General features: G+C 61.4%; 15 protein-coding genes and 2 tRNA genes. 10 read left to right on the plus strand and 7 right to left on the minus strand.

Features of this window, described 5'->3' with window-relative positions:
• Window positions 1-6: 6 nt before the first annotated feature.
• The 3 genes from M2367_RS17705 to nadA all read left to right on the plus strand — a co-directional run bounded on the left by M2367_RS17705 (window position 7) and on the right by nadA (window position 1,433).
• Window positions 7-82, plus strand: a tRNA-Lys gene (locus tag M2367_RS17705).
• A gap of 33 nt (window positions 83-115) precedes the next feature.
• A tRNA-Val gene (locus tag M2367_RS17710) sits at window positions 116-191 on the plus strand.
• Window positions 192-359: 168 nt separating this feature from the next.
• Window positions 360-1,433 (plus strand): quinolinate synthase NadA, encoded by a 1,074-nt coding sequence (gene nadA, locus M2367_RS17715; protein ID WP_259237505.1) that lies wholly within the window; start codon window positions 360-362, stop codon window positions 1,431-1,433.
• A gap of 194 nt (window positions 1,434-1,627) precedes the next feature.
• Here nadA and M2367_RS17725 read toward each other — a convergent pair whose 3' ends face one another.
• Both M2367_RS17725 and gap read right to left on the minus strand, forming a co-directional pair.
• Window positions 1,628-2,494 carry a D-hexose-6-phosphate mutarotase gene (locus M2367_RS17725; protein ID WP_259237506.1) on the minus strand — a complete coding sequence of 289 codons (867 nt, stop codon included), beginning with the start codon at window positions 2,492-2,494 and terminating at the stop codon, window positions 1,628-1,630.
• A 111-nt stretch (window positions 2,495-2,605) separates the two neighbouring features.
• On the minus strand, window positions 2,606-3,601 hold the full coding sequence (gene gap, locus M2367_RS17730) for a type I glyceraldehyde-3-phosphate dehydrogenase (RefSeq protein WP_033129683.1): 996 nt from the start codon (window positions 3,599-3,601) through the stop codon (window positions 2,606-2,608).
• A 322-nt stretch (window positions 3,602-3,923) separates the two neighbouring features.
• Here gap and malQ point away from each other — a divergent pair, with 322 nt between their 5' ends.
• The 4 genes from malQ to msrB all read left to right on the plus strand — a co-directional run bounded on the left by malQ (window position 3,924) and on the right by msrB (window position 11,000).
• A complete protein-coding gene (gene malQ, locus M2367_RS17735; protein WP_259237510.1) occupies window positions 3,924-6,113 on the plus strand; it encodes a 4-alpha-glucanotransferase in 2,190 nt (729 codons plus the stop codon).
• Between the two features lie 76 nt (window positions 6,114-6,189).
• Window positions 6,190-8,367 carry a 1,4-alpha-glucan branching protein GlgB gene (glgB, locus tag M2367_RS17740; protein WP_259237512.1) on the plus strand — a complete coding sequence of 726 codons (2,178 nt, stop codon included), beginning with the start codon at window positions 6,190-6,192 and terminating at the stop codon, window positions 8,365-8,367.
• Window positions 8,367-10,448 carry a glycogen debranching protein GlgX gene (glgX, locus tag M2367_RS17745; RefSeq protein ID WP_310504085.1) on the plus strand — a complete coding sequence of 694 codons (2,082 nt, stop codon included), beginning with the start codon at window positions 8,367-8,369 and terminating at the stop codon, window positions 10,446-10,448. Before glgB ends, glgX begins: the two co-directional genes overlap by 1 nt.
• Window positions 10,449-10,610: 162 nt before the next feature.
• A complete protein-coding gene (gene msrB, locus M2367_RS17750; RefSeq protein WP_042041164.1) occupies window positions 10,611-11,000 on the plus strand; it encodes a peptide-methionine (R)-S-oxide reductase MsrB in 390 nt (129 codons plus the stop codon).
• 312 nt (window positions 11,001-11,312) lie between these two features.
• On the opposite strand, the gene chrA is transcribed toward msrB, so the two are convergent.
• From chrA to M2367_RS17770, 4 genes are all read right to left on the minus strand, one after another.
• Window positions 11,313-12,446, minus strand: a complete 1,134-nt coding sequence (gene chrA / locus M2367_RS17755; protein WP_259237516.1) for a chromate efflux transporter — start codon at window positions 12,444-12,446, stop codon at window positions 11,313-11,315.
• A 389-nt stretch (window positions 12,447-12,835) separates the two neighbouring features.
• Window positions 12,836-13,276: an NUDIX hydrolase gene (locus M2367_RS17760; RefSeq protein ID WP_259237518.1), complete on the minus strand. Its 441-nt coding sequence runs from the start codon at window positions 13,274-13,276 to the stop codon at window positions 12,836-12,838.
• Between the two features lie 548 nt (window positions 13,277-13,824).
• Window positions 13,825-14,829 carry an NADP-dependent oxidoreductase gene (locus M2367_RS17765; RefSeq protein WP_259237520.1) on the minus strand — a complete coding sequence of 335 codons (1,005 nt, stop codon included), beginning with the start codon at window positions 14,827-14,829 and terminating at the stop codon, window positions 13,825-13,827.
• Window positions 14,826-15,254, minus strand: coding sequence for an organic hydroperoxide resistance protein (locus M2367_RS17770; RefSeq protein WP_042041159.1), 429 nt, complete (start codon window positions 15,252-15,254; stop codon window positions 14,826-14,828). Before M2367_RS17770 ends, M2367_RS17765 begins: the two co-directional genes overlap by 4 nt.
• A gap of 141 nt (window positions 15,255-15,395) precedes the next feature.
• On the opposite strand from M2367_RS17770, the gene M2367_RS17775 reads away from it, so the two are divergent.
• From M2367_RS17775 to M2367_RS17785, 3 genes are all read left to right on the plus strand, one after another.
• The gene (locus tag M2367_RS17775; protein ID WP_042041158.1) at window positions 15,396-15,821 is read left to right on the plus strand and encodes a MarR family winged helix-turn-helix transcriptional regulator; all 426 of its coding nucleotides are present in this window, start codon (window positions 15,396-15,398) and stop codon (window positions 15,819-15,821) included.
• 36 nt (window positions 15,822-15,857) lie between these two features.
• The gene (locus M2367_RS17780; protein WP_396021389.1) at window positions 15,858-16,088 is read left to right on the plus strand and encodes a hypothetical protein; all 231 of its coding nucleotides are present in this window, start codon (window positions 15,858-15,860) and stop codon (window positions 16,086-16,088) included.
• A 148-nt stretch (window positions 16,089-16,236) separates the two neighbouring features.
• Window positions 16,237-16,551, plus strand: a complete 315-nt coding sequence (locus M2367_RS17785; protein ID WP_042041156.1) for a hypothetical protein — start codon at window positions 16,237-16,239, stop codon at window positions 16,549-16,551.
• A gap of 86 nt (window positions 16,552-16,637) precedes the next feature.
• Here the strand turns inward: M2367_RS17785 and M2367_RS17790 are convergent, their stop codons facing one another.
• Window positions 16,638-17,114 (minus strand): Lrp/AsnC family transcriptional regulator, encoded by a 477-nt coding sequence (locus tag M2367_RS17790; protein ID WP_005904753.1) that lies wholly within the window; start codon window positions 17,112-17,114, stop codon window positions 16,638-16,640.
• Between the last annotated feature and the right edge of the window lie 122 nt (window positions 17,115-17,236).

Here is a 17,236-nt window from a genome sequence, read left to right on the forward strand (position 1 = left end):
TTAGATGGGCCGTTAGCTCAGTCGGTAGAGCAGTTGACTTTTAATCAATTGGTCGCTGGTTCGAATCCAGCACGGCCCACCATCATTTCCCATCGCTGAGATGGACAGTTTCCCAGGTCGTTTAGCTCAGCTGGGAGAGCACCTCCCTTACAAGGAGGGGGTCACTGGTTCGAGCCCAGTAACGACCACCATATTCCAGGCCATCGAGATGGTCACACAAAAAGGCCCGCACAAATGTGCGGGCCTTTTTGTTGTGGGCGCGCTTGAGCCCTCTGACGGTGATTGTGATTTGTTGATGGGTTTGTGGCCGGCTTCTGGTTATAATTTTGGCCTTTCCAAGCCCTGATGGAACAGTCGCAATGAGCAATGCACTGAGCAGTATCCCTCCCGCGGTTGAGATGGATTACCCCTTCCCGGCCAAACCCGTCCCCTTGAGCCAGGCCGAGAAGAGCCGCTTCATCGAGGAGATCAAGGCGCTGTTGATTGAGCGCAAGGCCGTGCTGATCGCCCACTACTACACGGATCCCGAGATCCAGGCCCTGGCCGAAGCCACCGGCGGTTTCGTCGGTGACTCCCTGGAGATGGCCCGTTTTGGCCGGGATCACGCAGCCCAGACCCTGATCGTGGCGGGGGTGCGTTTCATGGGGGAAACGTCCAAGATCCTGAGTCCCCACAAACAGGTGTTGATGCCGACCCTGAAGGCCGAGTGTTCCCTCGATCTGGGTTGCCCGATTGAGCAGTTCTCCGCCTTCTGCGATGCCCACCCGGATCATATCGTCGTCGTTTATGCCAACACCTCGGCTGCGGTCAAGGCACGGGCAGACTGGGTGGTGACTTCCAGCATTGCGCTCGAAATCGTCGAACATCTCGATAGCCAGGGCCACAAGATCATCTGGGGCCCGGACAGGCACCTGGGCGCCTATATCGAGAAGAAGACCGGTGCCCAGATGCTGCGCTGGCAAGGGCACTGCATCGTCCATGATGAGTTCAAGGCGAGCGCCCTGCGTGCCCTCAAGGCCCAGAACCCGGACGCGGCCGTGCTGGTGCACCCGGAGTCCCCGGCTTCGGTCATCGAGCTGGCCGATGCGGTGGGTTCCACCAGTCAGCTGATCAAGGCCGCTCGCGACTTGCCTCAGAAGAAACTGATCGTGGCGACCGATCGCGGCATCTTCTACAAGATGCAGCAGGCTTGTCCGGACAAGGAGATGGTCGAGGCACCGACCGGTGGCGATGGCGCGACCTGCCGCAGCTGTGCTCATTGCCCCTGGATGGCAATGAACGGCCTGGCGGCTATCAAGGATGCGCTCACCGATGGTGCCGAGCAGCATGAGATATTGGTCGATGAGGCCCTGCGCATCAAGGCATTGATCCCCCTCGATCGCATGTTGGACTTTGCCGCAGAGCTCAAGCTGAAGGTACAGGGTAACGCCTGACAGGCTGTCCATGAGGCTAACCAGCCGCCATGAAAGAGGGCACCCCAGGGTGCCCTCTTGCTATTGGCTGATCGTTAGCAAATCACGGTCGAGAAGCTGTGCTCTTCATCCGGTGCGACGGTCACGCCAGCATCGGCGGTGATGGCGGCTTAGACGCCGAGGTTGGAGTGATAGCCCCCATCGTCCGCTCTGGGTCAGATGATCACGGTGGAGAAGCTGTGCTCTTCATCCGGCCCGACGGTCACGCCAGCATCGGCCGTTATGGCGGCTTCGACGCAGAGCATGGTGCGGTAGCCGTCGTTGCTCATGTCGGCCATGGCGGTGGCCCCTTCCAGCCAAGGGGTCCAGACCACAACGCTGTCGTGGTTGCCGCTGACCACCTGAGTGGTGCGATCGCCATCCTGAACCCGGATCATGGCCTCGGGTTGGTGGTAGACCCGATCAATGGCCGCTGTGAGCGTCAGAGCGCCCTGTTGCTGCGCATCCTGGCCGGTCAGTTTGTCGGTGTAGGGTTCGCCGAGGCCTTGCACCTCGATGGCCTCAGGGGCGCTCACCTGCAAGTAGGTGTGCAGGGCGGCGTTATAGACGATGGGCGCCGACCCTGTGTTGCGGGTTGTCAGGACCAGGGAGAGCTCGCGGCCGACCAGTATATCCAGTTCCAGCTCGAAGGGGTGGGGCCAGAGTGCCTGTGTGGCATCGCTATCGGTCAGGGAGAGATGGACCAGGGTGCCATCTTCGTGATCGCTCACCCCATCCAGTGTCCAGAGGCTGGTACGGGCGAAGCCATGGGCTGGTTTGCCGTTGCCTACCCGGGCGGGGGAGGGGCCAAACCAGGGCCAGCAGACAGGTATGCCGCCACGGATAGGCTTGCTGCCATCCAGCACGGCCTTGTCGCTTAGCCAGAGGGATGCTGGCTCACCATGGCGTTGATAGCGCAACACATGGCCACCAAACAGGCTGATCTCGGCCTTGGCGACCCCATTGTCGATATAGAGCAGGGGCAGGCCGGACGAGTTGTTGACTAGCTGGCAGTTGGCAGTCAGGGGACGGAGGGATTGCATGGGAACTCCTTGAGGATCCGGCGATGATTCGACGATCCAACAACAGTGTGCAGATAACAAAAAAGGCGGCCAATGGCCGCCTTTTTACGCTACGTGATGGCGCATCCCAAATTACTTGGAGATGTGAGCGATCAGGTCCAGAACCTTGCTGGAGTAGCCCATTTCGTTGTCGTACCAGGATACAACTTTCACGAATTTGTCGTTCAGTGCGATACCGGCTTTGGCATCGAACACGGAAGTCTGACGCTCACCCAGGAAGTCGGTGGAAACCACTTGATCTTCGGTGTAGCCCAGCACGCCCTTCATGGAGCCTTCGGAGGCTGCTTTCATGGCTGCGCAGATTTCGGCGTAGGTGGCGGCTTTCTTCAGGTTAACGGTCAGGTCAACAACGGACACGTCCGGAGTAGGTACGCGGAACGCCATACCGGTCAGTTTGCCGTTCAGCTCCGGGATAACAACGCCAACAGCTTTGGCAGCACCGGTAGAGGACGGGATGATGTTCTGAGCCGCACCGCGGCCACCGCGCCAGTCTTTGGCAGACGGACCATCAACGGTCTTCTGGGTAGCAGTGGTAGCGTGGACAGTGGTCATCAGGCCGGATTCGATACCGAAGGTATCGTTCAGAACCTTGGCGATCGGGGCCAGGCAGTTGGTGGTGCAGGAAGCGTTGGAAACGATGTCCTGGCCAGCGTAGGTAGAGTCGTTAACACCCATGACGAACATAGGGGTAGCGTCTTTGGACGGGCCAGTCAGTACGACTTTCTTGGCACCGGCAGCGATGTGCTTACGTGCAGTGGCGTCGTCCAGGAACAGACCGGTAGCCTCGGCAACCACGTCAACACCGATGGCATCCCATTTCAGGTTGGCCGGGTCACGCTCAGCGGTAACACGCACGGTTTTACCGTTAACAACCAGGTTGCCGTCTTTGACTTCAACGGTGCCATTGAAACGGCCGTGAGTGGAGTCGTACTTCAGCATGTAAGCCATGTAGTCAACGTCGATCAGGTCGTTGATACCAACAACTTCGATGTCAGCGCGCTCAGCGGCCAGACGGAAAACGAAACGACCGATACGGCCAAAACCGTTAATACCTACTTTGATAGTCATAATTGGTTACCTAACTGTTCAGTAGTCAAAGAAAATTCCGTTTGTAAATTTACTAGAACTCACCGGTGAGTCAACCAACAATCTGCTCGAAATTGCGCTATATCATGAAAAACTGTGAAATTTATTTTCTGTTTATGTAACTGACTACCAGTTTTTGTCGAAAGAGATAACCCAAATAGTGCCTACTCTGTCACACAACCCCCGGGTCAGATGTGTGAAAATGGCGGCGGTTTGGCGTGGCCAAAGAGCCAGTTCGCCTGTAAGACCCATAAAAACTAAACAAAATAGTATAGACAGAATCCACAGCGGGAATTCTCAAACTATGACCACCCTGATAGAACAGCTGGCTGTCGCCAAAGGCATTGCCAGCGAGTATGTTGATGCCTGGGGCCAACCGGCCCAGGTATCCCAAGAGAGCAAGGCCGCCATGCTCGGCGCCATGGGTTACCGCGTCGATGACGACGCGACGCTCACCGCCCAATTGGAACAGGAGTACCGCCAGCACTGGTTGCGCGCCCTGGATCCCGTGATGGTGGTGCGTGAAGGCGAGCCCATCGTGCTGGAGTTGCGTCTGCCCATCGATTTTGTCAACGACACCCTCAGCTGGCAGCTGGCGCTGGAGCAGGGGGGCGCGTTGTCCGGTCAGCTCACCCCGGTCGAGGGCGAACTGGTCGGCGTCGCCGAATTTGAAGAGATGGAGTGCCAGGCCTATCGCGTGGCGTTGGCGGTGCAGCCCGAGCTCGGCTATCACCAGCTGACACTGCTGGAAGAGGGCAACGACGAGCCCCTGGCCAGCATGCGGCTCATCGTCGCGCCCAAGGCGTGCTATAAACAGGCGCCCATCGCCAACGGCCGCAAGGTGTGGGGGCCGAGCGTGCAGCTCTATTGCCTGCGCAGTCGCACCAACTGGGGCATTGGCGACTTCAGCGATCTGGGCTTGCTGGTCGAGCGCGTGGCTGGCTGGGGCGCACACTTCGTCGGTCTGAACCCCATTCATGCCCTCTATCCGGCCAATCCGGAGAGTGCCAGCCCCTATAGCCCCTCTTCCCGTCGCTGGTTGAACCTCATCTACATCGACGTGGAAGCCGTGCCTGAATTCCAGGCCAATGCGGCCCTCAAGGCCGAAGTCGCCTCATCCTCCTTCCAGCAGCAGCTCGCCTCGTTGCGCGCCAAGGAGTACGTGGACTACAGCGGCGTCACCGCCATCAAGCTGCCCATGCTGCGCCAGGTGTTCGATCAGAGCCCGTTGAGCGGCACCCGCCTCGCGGCCTTCGAATCCTTCGTCGCAGCCGGTGGTGACAGCCTGCAGCAGCAGGCGAGCTTCGACGCTATCCAGGCCAGCCTCTATGCAGAAGGTCAAAATGCCTGGGGCTGGCCAGTCTGGCCCGAGGCCTTGCAGGATTACCACAATGCGGAGGTCGCCAGCTGGGTGGCCACCCACAGCCAGGAGGTGAGATTCTACCTCTACCTGCAGTTCCTGGCCGATGAGCAGCTCGCCGCGGCCGATGCCAGGGCCAAGGCGGCCGGTATGGTGATGGGGATCTACCGGGATCTGGCGGTGGGGGTCTCCGAAGGCTCGACCGAGATCTGGGCCAACCGGGATCTCTACTGCCCGAAAGCCTCGGTCGGTGCGCCGCCCGATATCCTGGGGCCACTCGGCCAGAACTGGGGTCTGCCCCCCATGAATCCGAGCCAGCTCTTTGAAGCGGCCTATCAGCCCATGGTGGATATGTTCAGGGCCAACATGCGCTCGTGCGGCGCGCTGCGCATCGACCATGTCATGGCCTTGCTGCGGCTGTGGTGGGTACCGCCTGGTGCCTCTGCGGCCAAAGGGGCCTACATCTACTACCCGGTCGATGACCTGCTCGGCATACTGGCGCTGGAGTCCCACCGCAATCAGTGTCTGTTGATAGGGGAAGATCTGGGCACTGTGCCTGAGGGCATAGATGTGACCCTCAAAGAGAATGGCGTCCACTCCTACAAGGTGTTCTTCTTCGAGCGCTCCAAGGAGGATGGCGGCTATATCTCCCCGGCCCACTACACCGAGCAGGCGATGTCGGCCCTGACCACCCATGACATGCCGACCCTGAAGGGGTTCTGGCATTGTGACGATCTGGCGCTCGGCAAGGAGCTAGGACTCTACCCGGACGAGGCGGTACTCAAGACCCTGTATGCTGATCGCCACCAGGCCAAGCAGAGTATCCTCGACAGCCTGCATGGCCATGGGGTCATCTCCCCCAATGTCAGTCATGACGTCAACTGGGTTGGCATGAATACCGAGCTGAACCACGGCCTGCAGATCCACATGTCCCGTGGCAGCTGTGCCCTGTTCAGTACCCAGCTGGAAGATTGGCTGGAGATGGACAAACCGGTCAATGTGCCCGGTACCAGTTACGAATACCCGAACTGGCGTCGCAAGCTGTCGGCGGATCTGGAAGATCTGTTCGAGAGCGAGTCGCTCAAGGCGTTGGCGGCTCGTATGAGTCAGGCCCGCGATGAGGCCAGTCGTTGAGTCGTTTTCCCATGACTCGCTCACATCCGCTCGGGCCCCGGCCCGGGCGGATGCTCTGCTATGAAAGGATGTCCCTATGCTCGTTGAACGCTTGGCTGCGGCCCGTTGTGCCGATCCCTTCTCTCACTTAGGCCTCTGCGCGAATCCGGACGGACCCGGTCTGAGGTTGAGGGCCTGGTTGCCTGACGCCATCGAGGTCGGCGTCAAGGATCTCAAGTCGGGCAAGCTGGTCGCCACCCTGACTCCCAGTGACCCATCGGGTCTTTTTGAAACTGTTTTCACCCGCCGCAAACTCCCCTTTCCCTATCAGCTCATCGCCCGCTATGCCGATGCCAGCCACGACATCATCGATCCCTATCAGTGCCAGGATGCCGCCTGGAGCGGCCTGGCCGAACTGACCGCGGCCCCCGAGCATCTCTATCAGACCCTGGGGGCTCAGCTCACCACCATCACCCACCTCGGCCAGTCGATTGCCGGGGTGCGTTTCGCCGTCTATGCCCCGAGTGCCACCGCGGTGAGCCTCATCGGCGACTTCAACCTGTGGGATGGTCGTCGTCACCCCATGCAGCGCAGCCTGTGTGGTCACTGGGTGCTGTTCGTGCCCGGTATGCAGGCCGGGGCACGTTACAAGTTCGAGCTCAAGGATCTGGCGGGCAATCGGCTGCCCCACAAGAGCGATCCGGTCGGCTTCTACTGCGAGCAGTATCCGTCGTTCGCCTCGGTGGTCTACGACCATGAACAGTACCAGTGGCAAGATGGCGACTGGCAAGCCCGCTGTGGCGGTGACAAACGCGAGCAGGCACTTTCCATTTATGAGCTGCATGTGGGCTCCTGGAAGCGCCACCCCAATGGCGACAGCCTGAGTTGGTGCGAACTGGCGGTGGATCTGGTGGGCTACGTCACCGAGATGGGCTACACCCACATCGAACTGCTGCCCGTCTCCGAGCACCCGTTCAGCGGATCCTGGGGTTATCAGCCGGTGGGCATGTTCTCGCCGACCAGCCGCTTTGGCAGTGCCGATGACTTCAAATTCTTCGTCGATGCCTGCCATCAGGCGGGAATTGGCGTCATCCTGGATTGGGTGCCTGCCCACTTCCCGTCCGATGCCCATGGTCTGGCCTGCTTCGATGGCACTCCACTCTACGAGTACGAGGATCCGCGCCGGGGCTGGCACCCGGACTGGAACTCCTACATCTATGATTTTGGCCGGGACACGGTGCGCCAGTTCCTGGTGGCGAGCGCCCTCTACTGGCTCGACAAGTTCCACATCGATGGCCTGCGGGTCGATGCGGTCGCCTCCATGCTCTATCTGGACTATTCGCGCAATGCCGGGGAGTGGGTACCCAACGTCGATGGCGGCAACCACAACTACGAGGCGATCAGCCTGCTCAAGTGGTTCAACGAAGCTGTCTATGGTCAGTACCCCAACGCGGTGACCATTGCCGAGGAGTCCACCGCCTTCGCCGGTGTCTCCCGACCCACCTTCCTGGGCGGGTTGGGGTTTGGTTTCAAGTGGAATATGGGCTGGATGCACGACACCCTGAGCTACATGCAGAAGGAGCCGGTGCATCGCCGTTATCACCACAACGAGATGACCTTCGCCATGGTGTATCACTATGACGAGAACTTCATCCTGCCGCTCTCCCACGACGAGGTGGTGCACGGTAAACACTCCCTGCTCTACAAGATGCCGGGGGATGAGTGGCAGCAAGCCGCCAACCTGCGCGCCTACATGGGGTACATGTACGGTCATCCGGGTAAAAAGCTCAATTTCATGGGCACCGAAATCGCGCAGAGCAGCGAGTGGAATCATGATGCCCAGTTGCCCTGGCACCTGCTGCACTTCCCGAAACACGCGGGCCAGCAGGCGTTGATCCGCGATCTCAACCAGCTCTATCGCCAGGAAACTGCCCTCTTCGAGGCGGATCATGAGCGTCAGGGATTCCGCTGGCTGGATCATAACGATGCCGACAACAGCATCCTGGCCTGGCTGCGCGCCGACTTGAATGGCTGCGGATCCGTGCTGGTCGCCAGCAACTTTACCCCGGTACCGCGTCAACACTATCGACTCGGTGTGCCGGGCGCTGGCCGTTATCGGGTGCTGCTCAACACCGACAGCGAGCATTACTGGGGCAGCAACTATGATGTGGGTTTGGATTTTGTCGCCGAGTCGACCCCCTGGCAGGGCATGAGCCACTCCATCGAACTGGACTTGCCACCGCTTGCGACCTTGTTCATCAAACAGGAGTCTTGATGGTCAATATCGAGAAGGGAAGCGGCCAGCGCCTCGGGGCCTGGCTGGATGAGACGGGATGTCAGTTCTGCGTCTGGGCACCGCAAGCAGAGCGGGTCGAGCTCTGCCTCTATGACGAGCAGGAGCAGGAGACGGCTTGTCTGGTGTTGCCCGGGCAGCGTGGTCAGTACCGGTTCGGCCATGTCAGCGGCATAGGGGCGGGTCAGCGTTACGGCTATCGCCTCTATGGCGAACCTCAGGATGGCCTGCTGTTTGATGGCGACAAGCTGCTGATAGACCCCTATGCGCGTGGGCTCTCCCGCCCGCTGCGCTGGGATGCCGAGAGTTACGAGGGGGATAGCGCGGCCATGCAGGCCAAGTCGGTGGTGGTCCGGGATGATTTCGACTGGCAGGGGGTGACCAAGCCGACCATTAGCCCGGCGCAGACCCTGATTTATGAAGCCCACGTCAAGGGCTTCACCAAGCTGCACCCTGCCATCCCGGAGGCCGAACGGGGCACCTATCTGGGGCTCTGCCATCCCCTGATGCTGACCCACCTCAAGTCGCTCGGCATCAGTTCATTGCAACTGATGCCGGTGGCGGCCTTCATGGCCGAACCCAGGCTGGAGGATCTGGGGCTCACCAACTACTGGGGCTACAACCCGGTCGCCTTCTTTGCCCCCGAGCCGCGCTACGCCGTGCGGGACGCTGTGACCGAGTTCAAGACCATGGTGCGCGAGCTGCACCGGGCCGGGATAGAGGTGATCCTGGATGTGGTCTACAACCATACCGCCGAATCGGGGTTTGACGGGCCAGTGCTGTCGTTCAAGGGGCTGGATAACAGCGGCTATTACAGTTTCGAACCCGGCGCCCATGGCCCGGATTTCAACCGTTATGCCAATGTCACCGGCTGTGGCAACAGCGTGAATCTGGATCACCCCAACAGCCTGCGGCTGGTGCTCGATGCCCTGCGCTACTGGGTGACCGAGATGCAGGTGGATGGTTTTCGCTTCGATCTCGCGGTGACCCTGGGGCGGGAGGCGGGGGAGTTCGAACCCATGGGGGCCTTCTTCAAGGCGCTGCTGGCCGATCCCGTGCTCGCCGGGGTCAAGCTCATCGCAGAGCCCTGGGACATTGGCCCGTTCGGCTACCGACTCGGTCAGTTCCCGAGCCAGTGGCAGGAGATCAACGATCGCTACCGGGATACGGTGCGCGCCTTCTGGCGTGGAGATGGCGGCAAGATGGCGGATCTTGCCACCCGCTTGATGGGCTCGCGGGATCTCTTCCCCAAGAACTGGCGCTCGCCGCATACCAGCATCAACTACCTCTGCTACCACGATGGCTTCACCCTGGAGGATCTGGTCTCTTACAACCAGCGCCACAACCAGGCCAATGGCGAGGATAACCGGGACGGTCACGGCAACAACCTCTCCAGCAACCACGGGGTGGAGGGGCCGACTCTCGATCCCAGGATCAGCAGTCTGCGGCTCCAGCAGAAACGCAATCTGATCGCCACCTTGCTGCTCTCCCAGGGTACCCCGCACTTTCTCGGCGGTGATGAGATGGGGCGCAGTCAGCTCGGCAACAACAACGCCTACTGCCAGGACAACCAGATAAGCTGGGTCAATTGGCAATGGCGGCCGGAGGATGAGCGGCTGCTCGCGTTCACCCGGCAGATGGTAGCGCTGCGGGCCAGCTCCGAGGTCTTCTCCAACTTGCGGCTGTGTGACGACAGTTGGAATGGCGCCCAGGAGCACTGCCATCGCGTCGACTGGTATCACCCGGACGGTCATCCGCTCACGGATCAGGATTGGCAGGCGCCCATGGGCCAAGCCTTCGCCATGGACATTGGTTCTCTGGATGAGGAGGGGGAGCGTTGGCTGGTGCTGTTCAATGCCAGTGGTTATGACATCCAGTTCCGTCTGCCGCCCCCGGGGGAGGGGATGGAGTGGGTGCAGACCATAGACACGGCCACCAATGATGGCTTGCCCTTCCTGCCCGATGACATCAAGCGTCAGGTTGCCGTGGGCCGGGCTCACGCCCTCAAACTGCTGGAACGAGTCAGTCCGCCACTCGACCCTGTGGGTCATCATGCTCCCTGAATCCCGGTAGGTTGACCCTGGCAGATCAGCGGGATCAGCGGTTTTATCTGCCAAGGGGATCACAATCTCGCTTTTCCGGATATTTTGTGGGGTGGAGTCGGGGGCGTTGGCTGGTTATGCTGTGGCCCCTGTCTCACAGACCCTGCGCCGTGGAGGCAAGATTTGAGTGAAAATAACCCTGAAAACTGGCGCAACACCTTAAGCCCCGAGCAGTTCCATGTCTGCTGGGAGCGGGGCACTGAACAACCCTACAGCGGCGCCCTGCTGCACAACCGCAAGAGTGGTGAATACCTCTGCACCTGCTGCAAACAGGTGATCTTCCCCTCGAGTGCCAAGTTTGATGCCGGTTGTGGCTGGCCCTCGTTCGACAGAGCCCTCGACGGCAGGGTGGATTACCGCAACGATGGCAGCCACGGCATGAAGCGAGTCGAGATCAGCTGCGCCGGTTGCGGGTCTCACCTGGGACACGTCTTCCCGGATGGGCCAACCGAGACGGGGCAACGCTACTGCGTCAATAGTTTGAGCCTGGATTTTCAGGCCGACGAACCTTAGCAGGGCGTACAGACGAGAGATGAAAACGGTGACGCTGCCCGGCAGCGTCGCCGTTTTTTATGGGCGATGGAAAAGCCAGTCCCAGCGTCGGGCAGGCGCCGCTGTGGCGAGACGGACTCAGGCCAGCAGGCTGTTGTAACCGGACAGCAGGGGCTGGCAAGTAACACATCAGGCCAGCAGGCTGTTGTAACCGGACAGCAGGGGCTGGCAAGTAAGTCAGGCCAGCAGCCTGTTGTAACCGGACAGCAGGGGCAGGCAAGTAAGTCAGGCCAGCAGCCTGTTGTAACCGGACAGCAGGGGCAAGCAAGTAAGTCAGGCCAGCAGCAGGCTGCAGCCGAGCAGCAGGGCGGCCAGAGCCAGTATGGGCAGCTTCATCACCCGCAGCAGGAAGAGGCCGACTGCGGCCAGTGCGAGATCTCTCGGGGCCAGTATCGCGCTCTGCCAGATGGGTTGATAGAGGGCCGCCAGCAGCAGCCCCACCACGGCGGCGTTGATACCCGCGACGCCCCCCGCCAGCCGGGGCCTGGCCAGCAGTGCCTGCCAGCAGGGACTCAGGGCCCAGAGCAGCAGGAAGCCCGGCAGAAAGAGCGCCAGGGTCGCGAGCAGCGCGCCGAGCAGCGCCTGCTGTGGCAGCATCAAGGCCCCCAGATAGCTGGCCAGGGTAAACATGGGGCCGGGCACCAATTGCGCCAGGCTGTAACCGGTCAGGAACTGGCTGGGGCTCAAGGCCTGGCCCGCACTCTGCTCGAGCAGAGGCAGCACCACATGGCCACCACCGAACACCAGGCTGCCCGCCCGGAAGAAGTCGGCAACCAGGCGGCCCGGCTCTGAACTGGCCAACAAGGGCAATCCGAGGAAGAGCAGCGTGAACAGGATCAGGCTGGGCCAATGAGGTCCCTGCCAGGGGGTGGACTGGGGGGCGGCGACCTTGGCCAGACGGGCACAGAGCAGGGCCCCGGCCAGCATCATCAACAACTGGGTGAGGAGACCCGGCTGCCACCAGAGCGCGGCCGCCGTTGCCACCATGATCCCTTGAGTCAGGGCGCTTTTGCAGAACTGACGCGCCATGCTGAGCACGGCATCGGCGACCACCACCAGCGCCAGCAGCTTGAGGCCATGGAGGGCGGCGTCCAGCCAGAGATTTTTCGCAAGCTGACCCAGGCCCAGGGCGGCGAGGATCAGCAACAGGCAGGAGGGCAAGGTGAAGCCTACAAAGGCCGCCAGTGCGCCCCCCAGACCGGCTCTGTGGCGGCCGATGGCAAAGCCGAGTTGGCTGGAGGCCGGTCCCGGCAGCAGTTGGCACAGCGCCAGCTGTTGGGCGAACTCGGCCTGACTGAGCCAACCGAGCCGCTCGACGAAGGTGCGCTGGAAGTAGCCAATGTGAGCAGCCGGGCCGCCGAAGCTGGTGCAACCCAGCCAAAGAAACTGCAGAAAAACCCCTGTCATCCCTGAACTCGCATCCTGATAAAACCTGCATGATACAAGAGTTTCATGAATCGCAGATAACAAGGGCGCGGGCCCTAGCCCTGCAGATTCAGGCGCTTGCCGGCAGGTAGCAGGCACCAGCCAGCCAGCAGGCGATGGTCACTCTGTCGGCTGGCCCGGTTGCGGCAGATAGCAGCGTCCGGCCAGCCAGCAGGCGATGGTCACTCTGTCGGCTGGCCCGGTTGCGGCAGATAGCAGCGCCCGGCCAGCCAGCAGGCGATGGGGATTAGGTCGGCTGGCCCGGTTGCGGCAGATAGCAGCGCCCCGCCAGCCAGCAGGTGATGGTCACTCTGTCGGCTGGCCCGGCTGTGGCAGATAGCAGCGTCCCGCCAGCCAGCAGGCGATGGGGATTAGGTCGGCTGGCCCGGTTGCGGCAGATAGCAGCGCCCGGCCAGCCAGCAGGCGATGGCCTGGCGACTGGCATCGAAGTGGGGTTCGGGCAGCGCGCGGGGATCGCACCAGACCCAGCCCTCGCACTTGTCCGGCTCCAGCAGTTGCGCCTCCCCCTCCACCTCGGCCAGCAGGGTGACAGAGATGTAGTGCAGCCCGCTCTCGCGCCAGGTCTCCAGGTTGTTGGTGACGGCTATGACACTGGGGTGCGTGATGAGAAAACCTGTCTCCTCGGCGACCTCCCGGATGGCTGCCGACTCGAAGCTCTCGCCAAGCTCCAGGTGGCCGCCGGCGATGGACCAGTAGGGGGCGTGGCTCCCCTTGCGCTTGCCAAGCAGCACCTGGCCCTGATGGTTGACGAGGATGACACCGACCCCGACGCGGGGATAGGGAGTGGACATATGAGAGGCTCCTTGCTGTGGCTATGCAGGTGAACTGTTTGGTCAGGATGACAATGTTATCGAGCCCCGAGCCCCGAGCCCCGAGCCCCGAGCCCCGAGCCCCGAGCCCCGAGCCCGACGCGAGGATAGGGATTAGGCATAAGAAGAGCTCCTTGCTGAAACGGGATGGCACCATAAAAAACGGGCCCACCTTAGGACGGATGGGCCCGTTTCGCAAGTTGCCGGTGGATGAGCCCGAGGGCTCGGATCCTGCCGTTTCTCTCTCTGCCGATCAGGTGGCTATCGCGATATCACATCTGCCAGGCAGCTGGCTGTCAGTCCAGCTTGATCAGCATCTTGCCGGCGCTGTGCCCCTCGGCTGCTTGGCTGGCCGTCAGTCCAGCTTGATCAGCATCTTGCCGGCGCTGTGCCCCTCGGCTGCTTGGCTGGCCGTCAGCCCAGCTTGACCGGCCTCTTGCCGGCGCTATGCCCCTCGATTTGTGGCTGGTTGTCAGCCCAGCTTGACCAGCATCTTGCCGGTGTTGCGCCCCTCGGCAGGCAGCGGGTTGTCAGTCGAGCTTGACCAGCATCTTGCCGGTGTTGCGGCCCTCGAACAGCCCGATAAAGGCTTGCGGCATGCTGGCCAGCCCCTCGCTGATGGTCTCCTCGGCCTGCAGGGCGCCAGCCTCGAAGGCGGGGATCGCCTCGGCCAGGAAGTCCCCGTAGTGTTGCCAGTGATCGGAGACCAGCAGCCCCTGCATCAGGATGCGCTTGCGGATCATCTGGGCCAGGTTGCGCGGGCCGCTCCCTTGGCCATTGCTGTTGTACTGCTCGATGAGGCCGCACAGCACGATGCGTCCGTGCAGTGCCATGTTGTTGAGGGCCGCGTCCAGCATGGCGCCCCCCACGTTCTCGAAATAGACCTGAATGCCATCCGGAGCGAGGCGGGCCAGCTCGGCGTCGAGATCCGGCGTCTCCCGATAGTTGATCACCGCATCAGCGCCCAGGGTCTTGAGGTAGGCGACCTTGTCGGCGGAGCCGGTGGAGCCGATCACCCGGGCTCCGGCCCGCTTGGCAAGCTGCACCGCCATGGTGCCGACCGCGCCCGAGGCAGCTGAGACCAGCAGGGTCTCACCGGCCTGCAGGTGGGCGACCTTGTGCAAGCCCGCCCAGGCGGTCATGCCCGGCATGCCGAGGGCGCCGAGGAAGAGCTGGGACGGCAGCGCTGTGGCGGGCAACCGGGTCAGTTGATCCCCCTTGGCGACGAAGGTGTCTCGCCAGCCCAGCATGCTGCTCACCCGGTCACCCACCTTGAAATCGGGATGGCGCGACGCCTGCACGGTGCCGATGGCACCGCCGTCGAGGGCGCTGTTGAGGGCGAAGGGCGGCACATAGCTCTTGGCCAGGGACATGCGGCCCCGCATATAGGGATCCACCGATAGCCACTGGTTGCTGACCTGGACTTCGCCCTCTTGCAGAGGAGGCAGCAGGATCTCGGCCAGGGTGAAATCGGCCAGGTTCGGCAGGCCGGACGGGTAGCGCAGCAGTTGGATCTGGCGGCTGATCTGGTTCATTTGGTCTCCTCCAGCAGTTGGCCGTTGAGCAGCAGGCGAGTGGCGACATTGCCGCGCATGGCATTGGAGAAGGGGCAGGTCTGGTGCGCCTGACGCACTATCTGCTCGGCATGACTGCCAGTGAGTGTGACGTCCAGTTCGATGGCGAAGGTGAAGGTGCCGTCGGCGCGAGCCAGCAGATCGACCGTGGTGGCGACGGGAGCCGTGTCGAGCGGCGCTCCCAGGGCCTTGGCGACATGGAGCAGGGCATTGGAGAAGCAGGCGGCATAGCCGGCGGCCAGCAACTGCTCCGGGTTGTTGCCCTGGCCGTTGCCGCCGAGGGCGCTTGGCAGTGCCAGGGCCAGCTGCAGTGTGCCGTCCTGGGTGTGAACTTCACCGTTGCGGCCGGCCTGGGCCAGCGCCTGGGTGCGATAGAGGCTCTTCATAGTGGTGTCTCGCTTTCATTTGTGTGCAAAGTAAATTCAGGCTAATACCGCACCGGGCTTTTGACAACTACTTTGTGTGCAAAATATTTGGGTAGAGAGTAATGTCGGGTATACTGGCGGCATAGCCAGCGAGGTAGTGTCATGAGCGAATTGAAGAAGCAGGTCTGTTTTGCACTCTATAGCGCCTCCAATGCGGTGATGCGTGCATATCGCCCCCTGCTGGATCGGCTGGATCTCACCTACACCCAGTATCTGGTGATGCTCTCCCTCTGGGCCGAGGATGGCGTCAGTCTCAAACAGATTGGCCAGGATACCGGGCTGGATGCGGGCACCCTGACCCCCATCGTCAAGCGGTTGGAGAGCAAGGGCTGGCTCACCCGCAGCGTGTCGGCCGAGGATGAACGGCAAAAATGCGTGGTGCTGACCGAGGCGGGTCGCGCCTTGCAGGGCGAGGTGCGCGCCAGCTGCCTGGCCGACAACTTGCGCAATCAGGTGGACTTGAACGATGCTGAACTGACCCAGCTCAAGGGACTGTGCGATCGCATCTCGAGCCAGCTGGGACGCTAGTCAGATCAGACGATGAGGAGTTCAGGGATGATAAGGATAAGCAGATTGGCCCCCCTGCTGGGGCTCTTGCTGGTGGCCTGTGGCGGCACGGGTCAGCATAGCCGCCCTCTGGAGATAGATGATGCCGATGCCTGGCGCGCCATCTGCAAGGATGGTACCCGTGTCAAGGCGGTGCGTGAGGAGGGGATCTGTGACGATCACCATGGGCTGGCCATGTGGATGAATAAGCCAAGGGAGGCGGCCATGGCAGAGGAAGCCACCAAGTGAGGCGAGATCCCCATCACAAAATGACGTAACCGACCGCTTTGGTCGGTTTTTTTCGCGATCCTGTTAACAGTTTGCCCCATCGTTCATGGTGCGCTCACTTTTCTCTTCGCATACTGGCTCCATCAGTCCCACGTGAGGAGTACCAGAAATGCAACATTGGGTCGGACTCTCCATCCTATGGGGGCTAGCCAGTTTCGGAGTGCAGGCCGATTTCATCGAGAGCCGGGATCCGGTGGAGCCGCTGTGGCACGCCCAATCCGAGGTCGAGATGGAGGGCTACTTGATAGAATCTCTTGGGGAGAGGCGCTGGGTATTCGATACCGGTTCGGACAGCCTGCTGGTTGAGCTGCCCCAGGGGCAAGCCGCCCAGACGGATGAGCGATTGGTGCTCAGTGGCGCGCCCCGCCAGGCCGCCGAAGGCTGGCTGCTGCAAGTCGAGGATGTCACTGCGGCATCGAGCTGACCGGTCAAGGGGAGATCAATAGCGAAGAGGAGGCCCAGGCCTCCTCTTTTTCATGATGTTGCATCGTCATCAGCGGCTTGTCAGCCTCAGCCCAGGTGGTTCAGGGGCAGCGCCGTCTTCTGCTTGATGCGGCGCAGCACGAAGCTGGATCGTACCCCGGTCACCCCGGGAATGTGGGTCAGCTTGTCCAGCAGGAAGTGCTGATAGTGCTCCATGTCGCGCACCACCACCTTGAGCTGGTAATCCGCATCGTTGCCGGTGATGAGGTCGCACTCGAGCACTTCCGGCAGCGCCGAGATGGCGGTATCGAAGTTCTCGAATCGCTCAGGAGTGTGTCTGTCCATGGAGATGTGGATATAGGCGGTGAGAGTCAGCCCCAGCTGGCGGGCGTTTAGCAGTGTGACATGGGCATCGATCAGGCCCGCATCCTCCAGTGCCTTGACCCGTCGTGAGCAAGGGGAGGGGGAGAGGCCGACCAGCTCGGCCAGTTCCAGGTTGCTGATGCGACCATTCTCCTGCATCAATTCCAGAATATGACGGTCGATACGATCCAGTTTCAGCATACTTTGTCACCCTGTCGCAATGTTTTGTTGTCTTTGGCTAGATTAAGGGTGAGTCATTGCAAAAACAATCGAAAATAACCAACTCTTCGCAACCACTCACCCGGGGCCTCCGGGTAATATGA

The sequence above is a fragment of the Aeromonas sp. BIGb0445 genome (genome assembly GCF_024809075.1).
Lineage (GTDB): Bacteria > Pseudomonadota > Gammaproteobacteria > Enterobacterales > Aeromonadaceae > Aeromonas > Aeromonas rivuli.

Bases quoted from the DNA above. Each gene is read 5' to 3' on its own strand.
- nadA (WP_259237505.1), top strand. From the start codon at position 360: ATGAGCAATGCACTGAGCAGTATCCCTCCCGCGGTTGAGATGGATTAC.
- M2367_RS17725 (WP_259237506.1), bottom strand. From the start codon at position 2,494: ATGCAATCCCTCCGTCCCCTGACTGCCAACTGCCAGCTAGTCAACAAC.
- gap (WP_033129683.1), bottom strand. From the start codon at position 3,601: ATGACTATCAAAGTAGGTATTAACGGTTTTGGCCGTATCGGTCGTTTC.
- malQ (WP_259237510.1), top strand. From the start codon at position 3,924: ATGACCACCCTGATAGAACAGCTGGCTGTCGCCAAAGGCATTGCCAGC.
- glgB (WP_259237512.1), top strand. From the start codon at position 6,190: ATGCTCGTTGAACGCTTGGCTGCGGCCCGTTGTGCCGATCCCTTCTCT.
- glgX (WP_310504085.1), top strand. From the start codon at position 8,367: ATGGTCAATATCGAGAAGGGAAGCGGCCAGCGCCTCGGGGCCTGGCTG.
- chrA (WP_259237516.1), bottom strand. From the start codon at position 12,446: ATGACAGGGGTTTTTCTGCAGTTTCTTTGGCTGGGTTGCACCAGCTTC.
- M2367_RS17760 (WP_259237518.1), bottom strand. From the start codon at position 13,276: ATGTCCACTCCCTATCCCCGCGTCGGGGTCGGTGTCATCCTCGTCAAC.
- M2367_RS17765 (WP_259237520.1), bottom strand. From the start codon at position 14,829: ATGAACCAGATCAGCCGCCAGATCCAACTGCTGCGCTACCCGTCCGGC.
- M2367_RS17770 (WP_042041159.1), bottom strand. From the start codon at position 15,254: ATGAAGAGCCTCTATCGCACCCAGGCGCTGGCCCAGGCCGGCCGCAAC.
- M2367_RS17775 (WP_042041158.1), top strand. From the start codon at position 15,396: ATGAGCGAATTGAAGAAGCAGGTCTGTTTTGCACTCTATAGCGCCTCC.
- M2367_RS17785 (WP_042041156.1), top strand. From the start codon at position 16,237: ATGCAACATTGGGTCGGACTCTCCATCCTATGGGGGCTAGCCAGTTTC.
- M2367_RS17790 (WP_005904753.1), bottom strand. From the start codon at position 17,114: ATGCTGAAACTGGATCGTATCGACCGTCATATTCTGGAATTGATGCAG.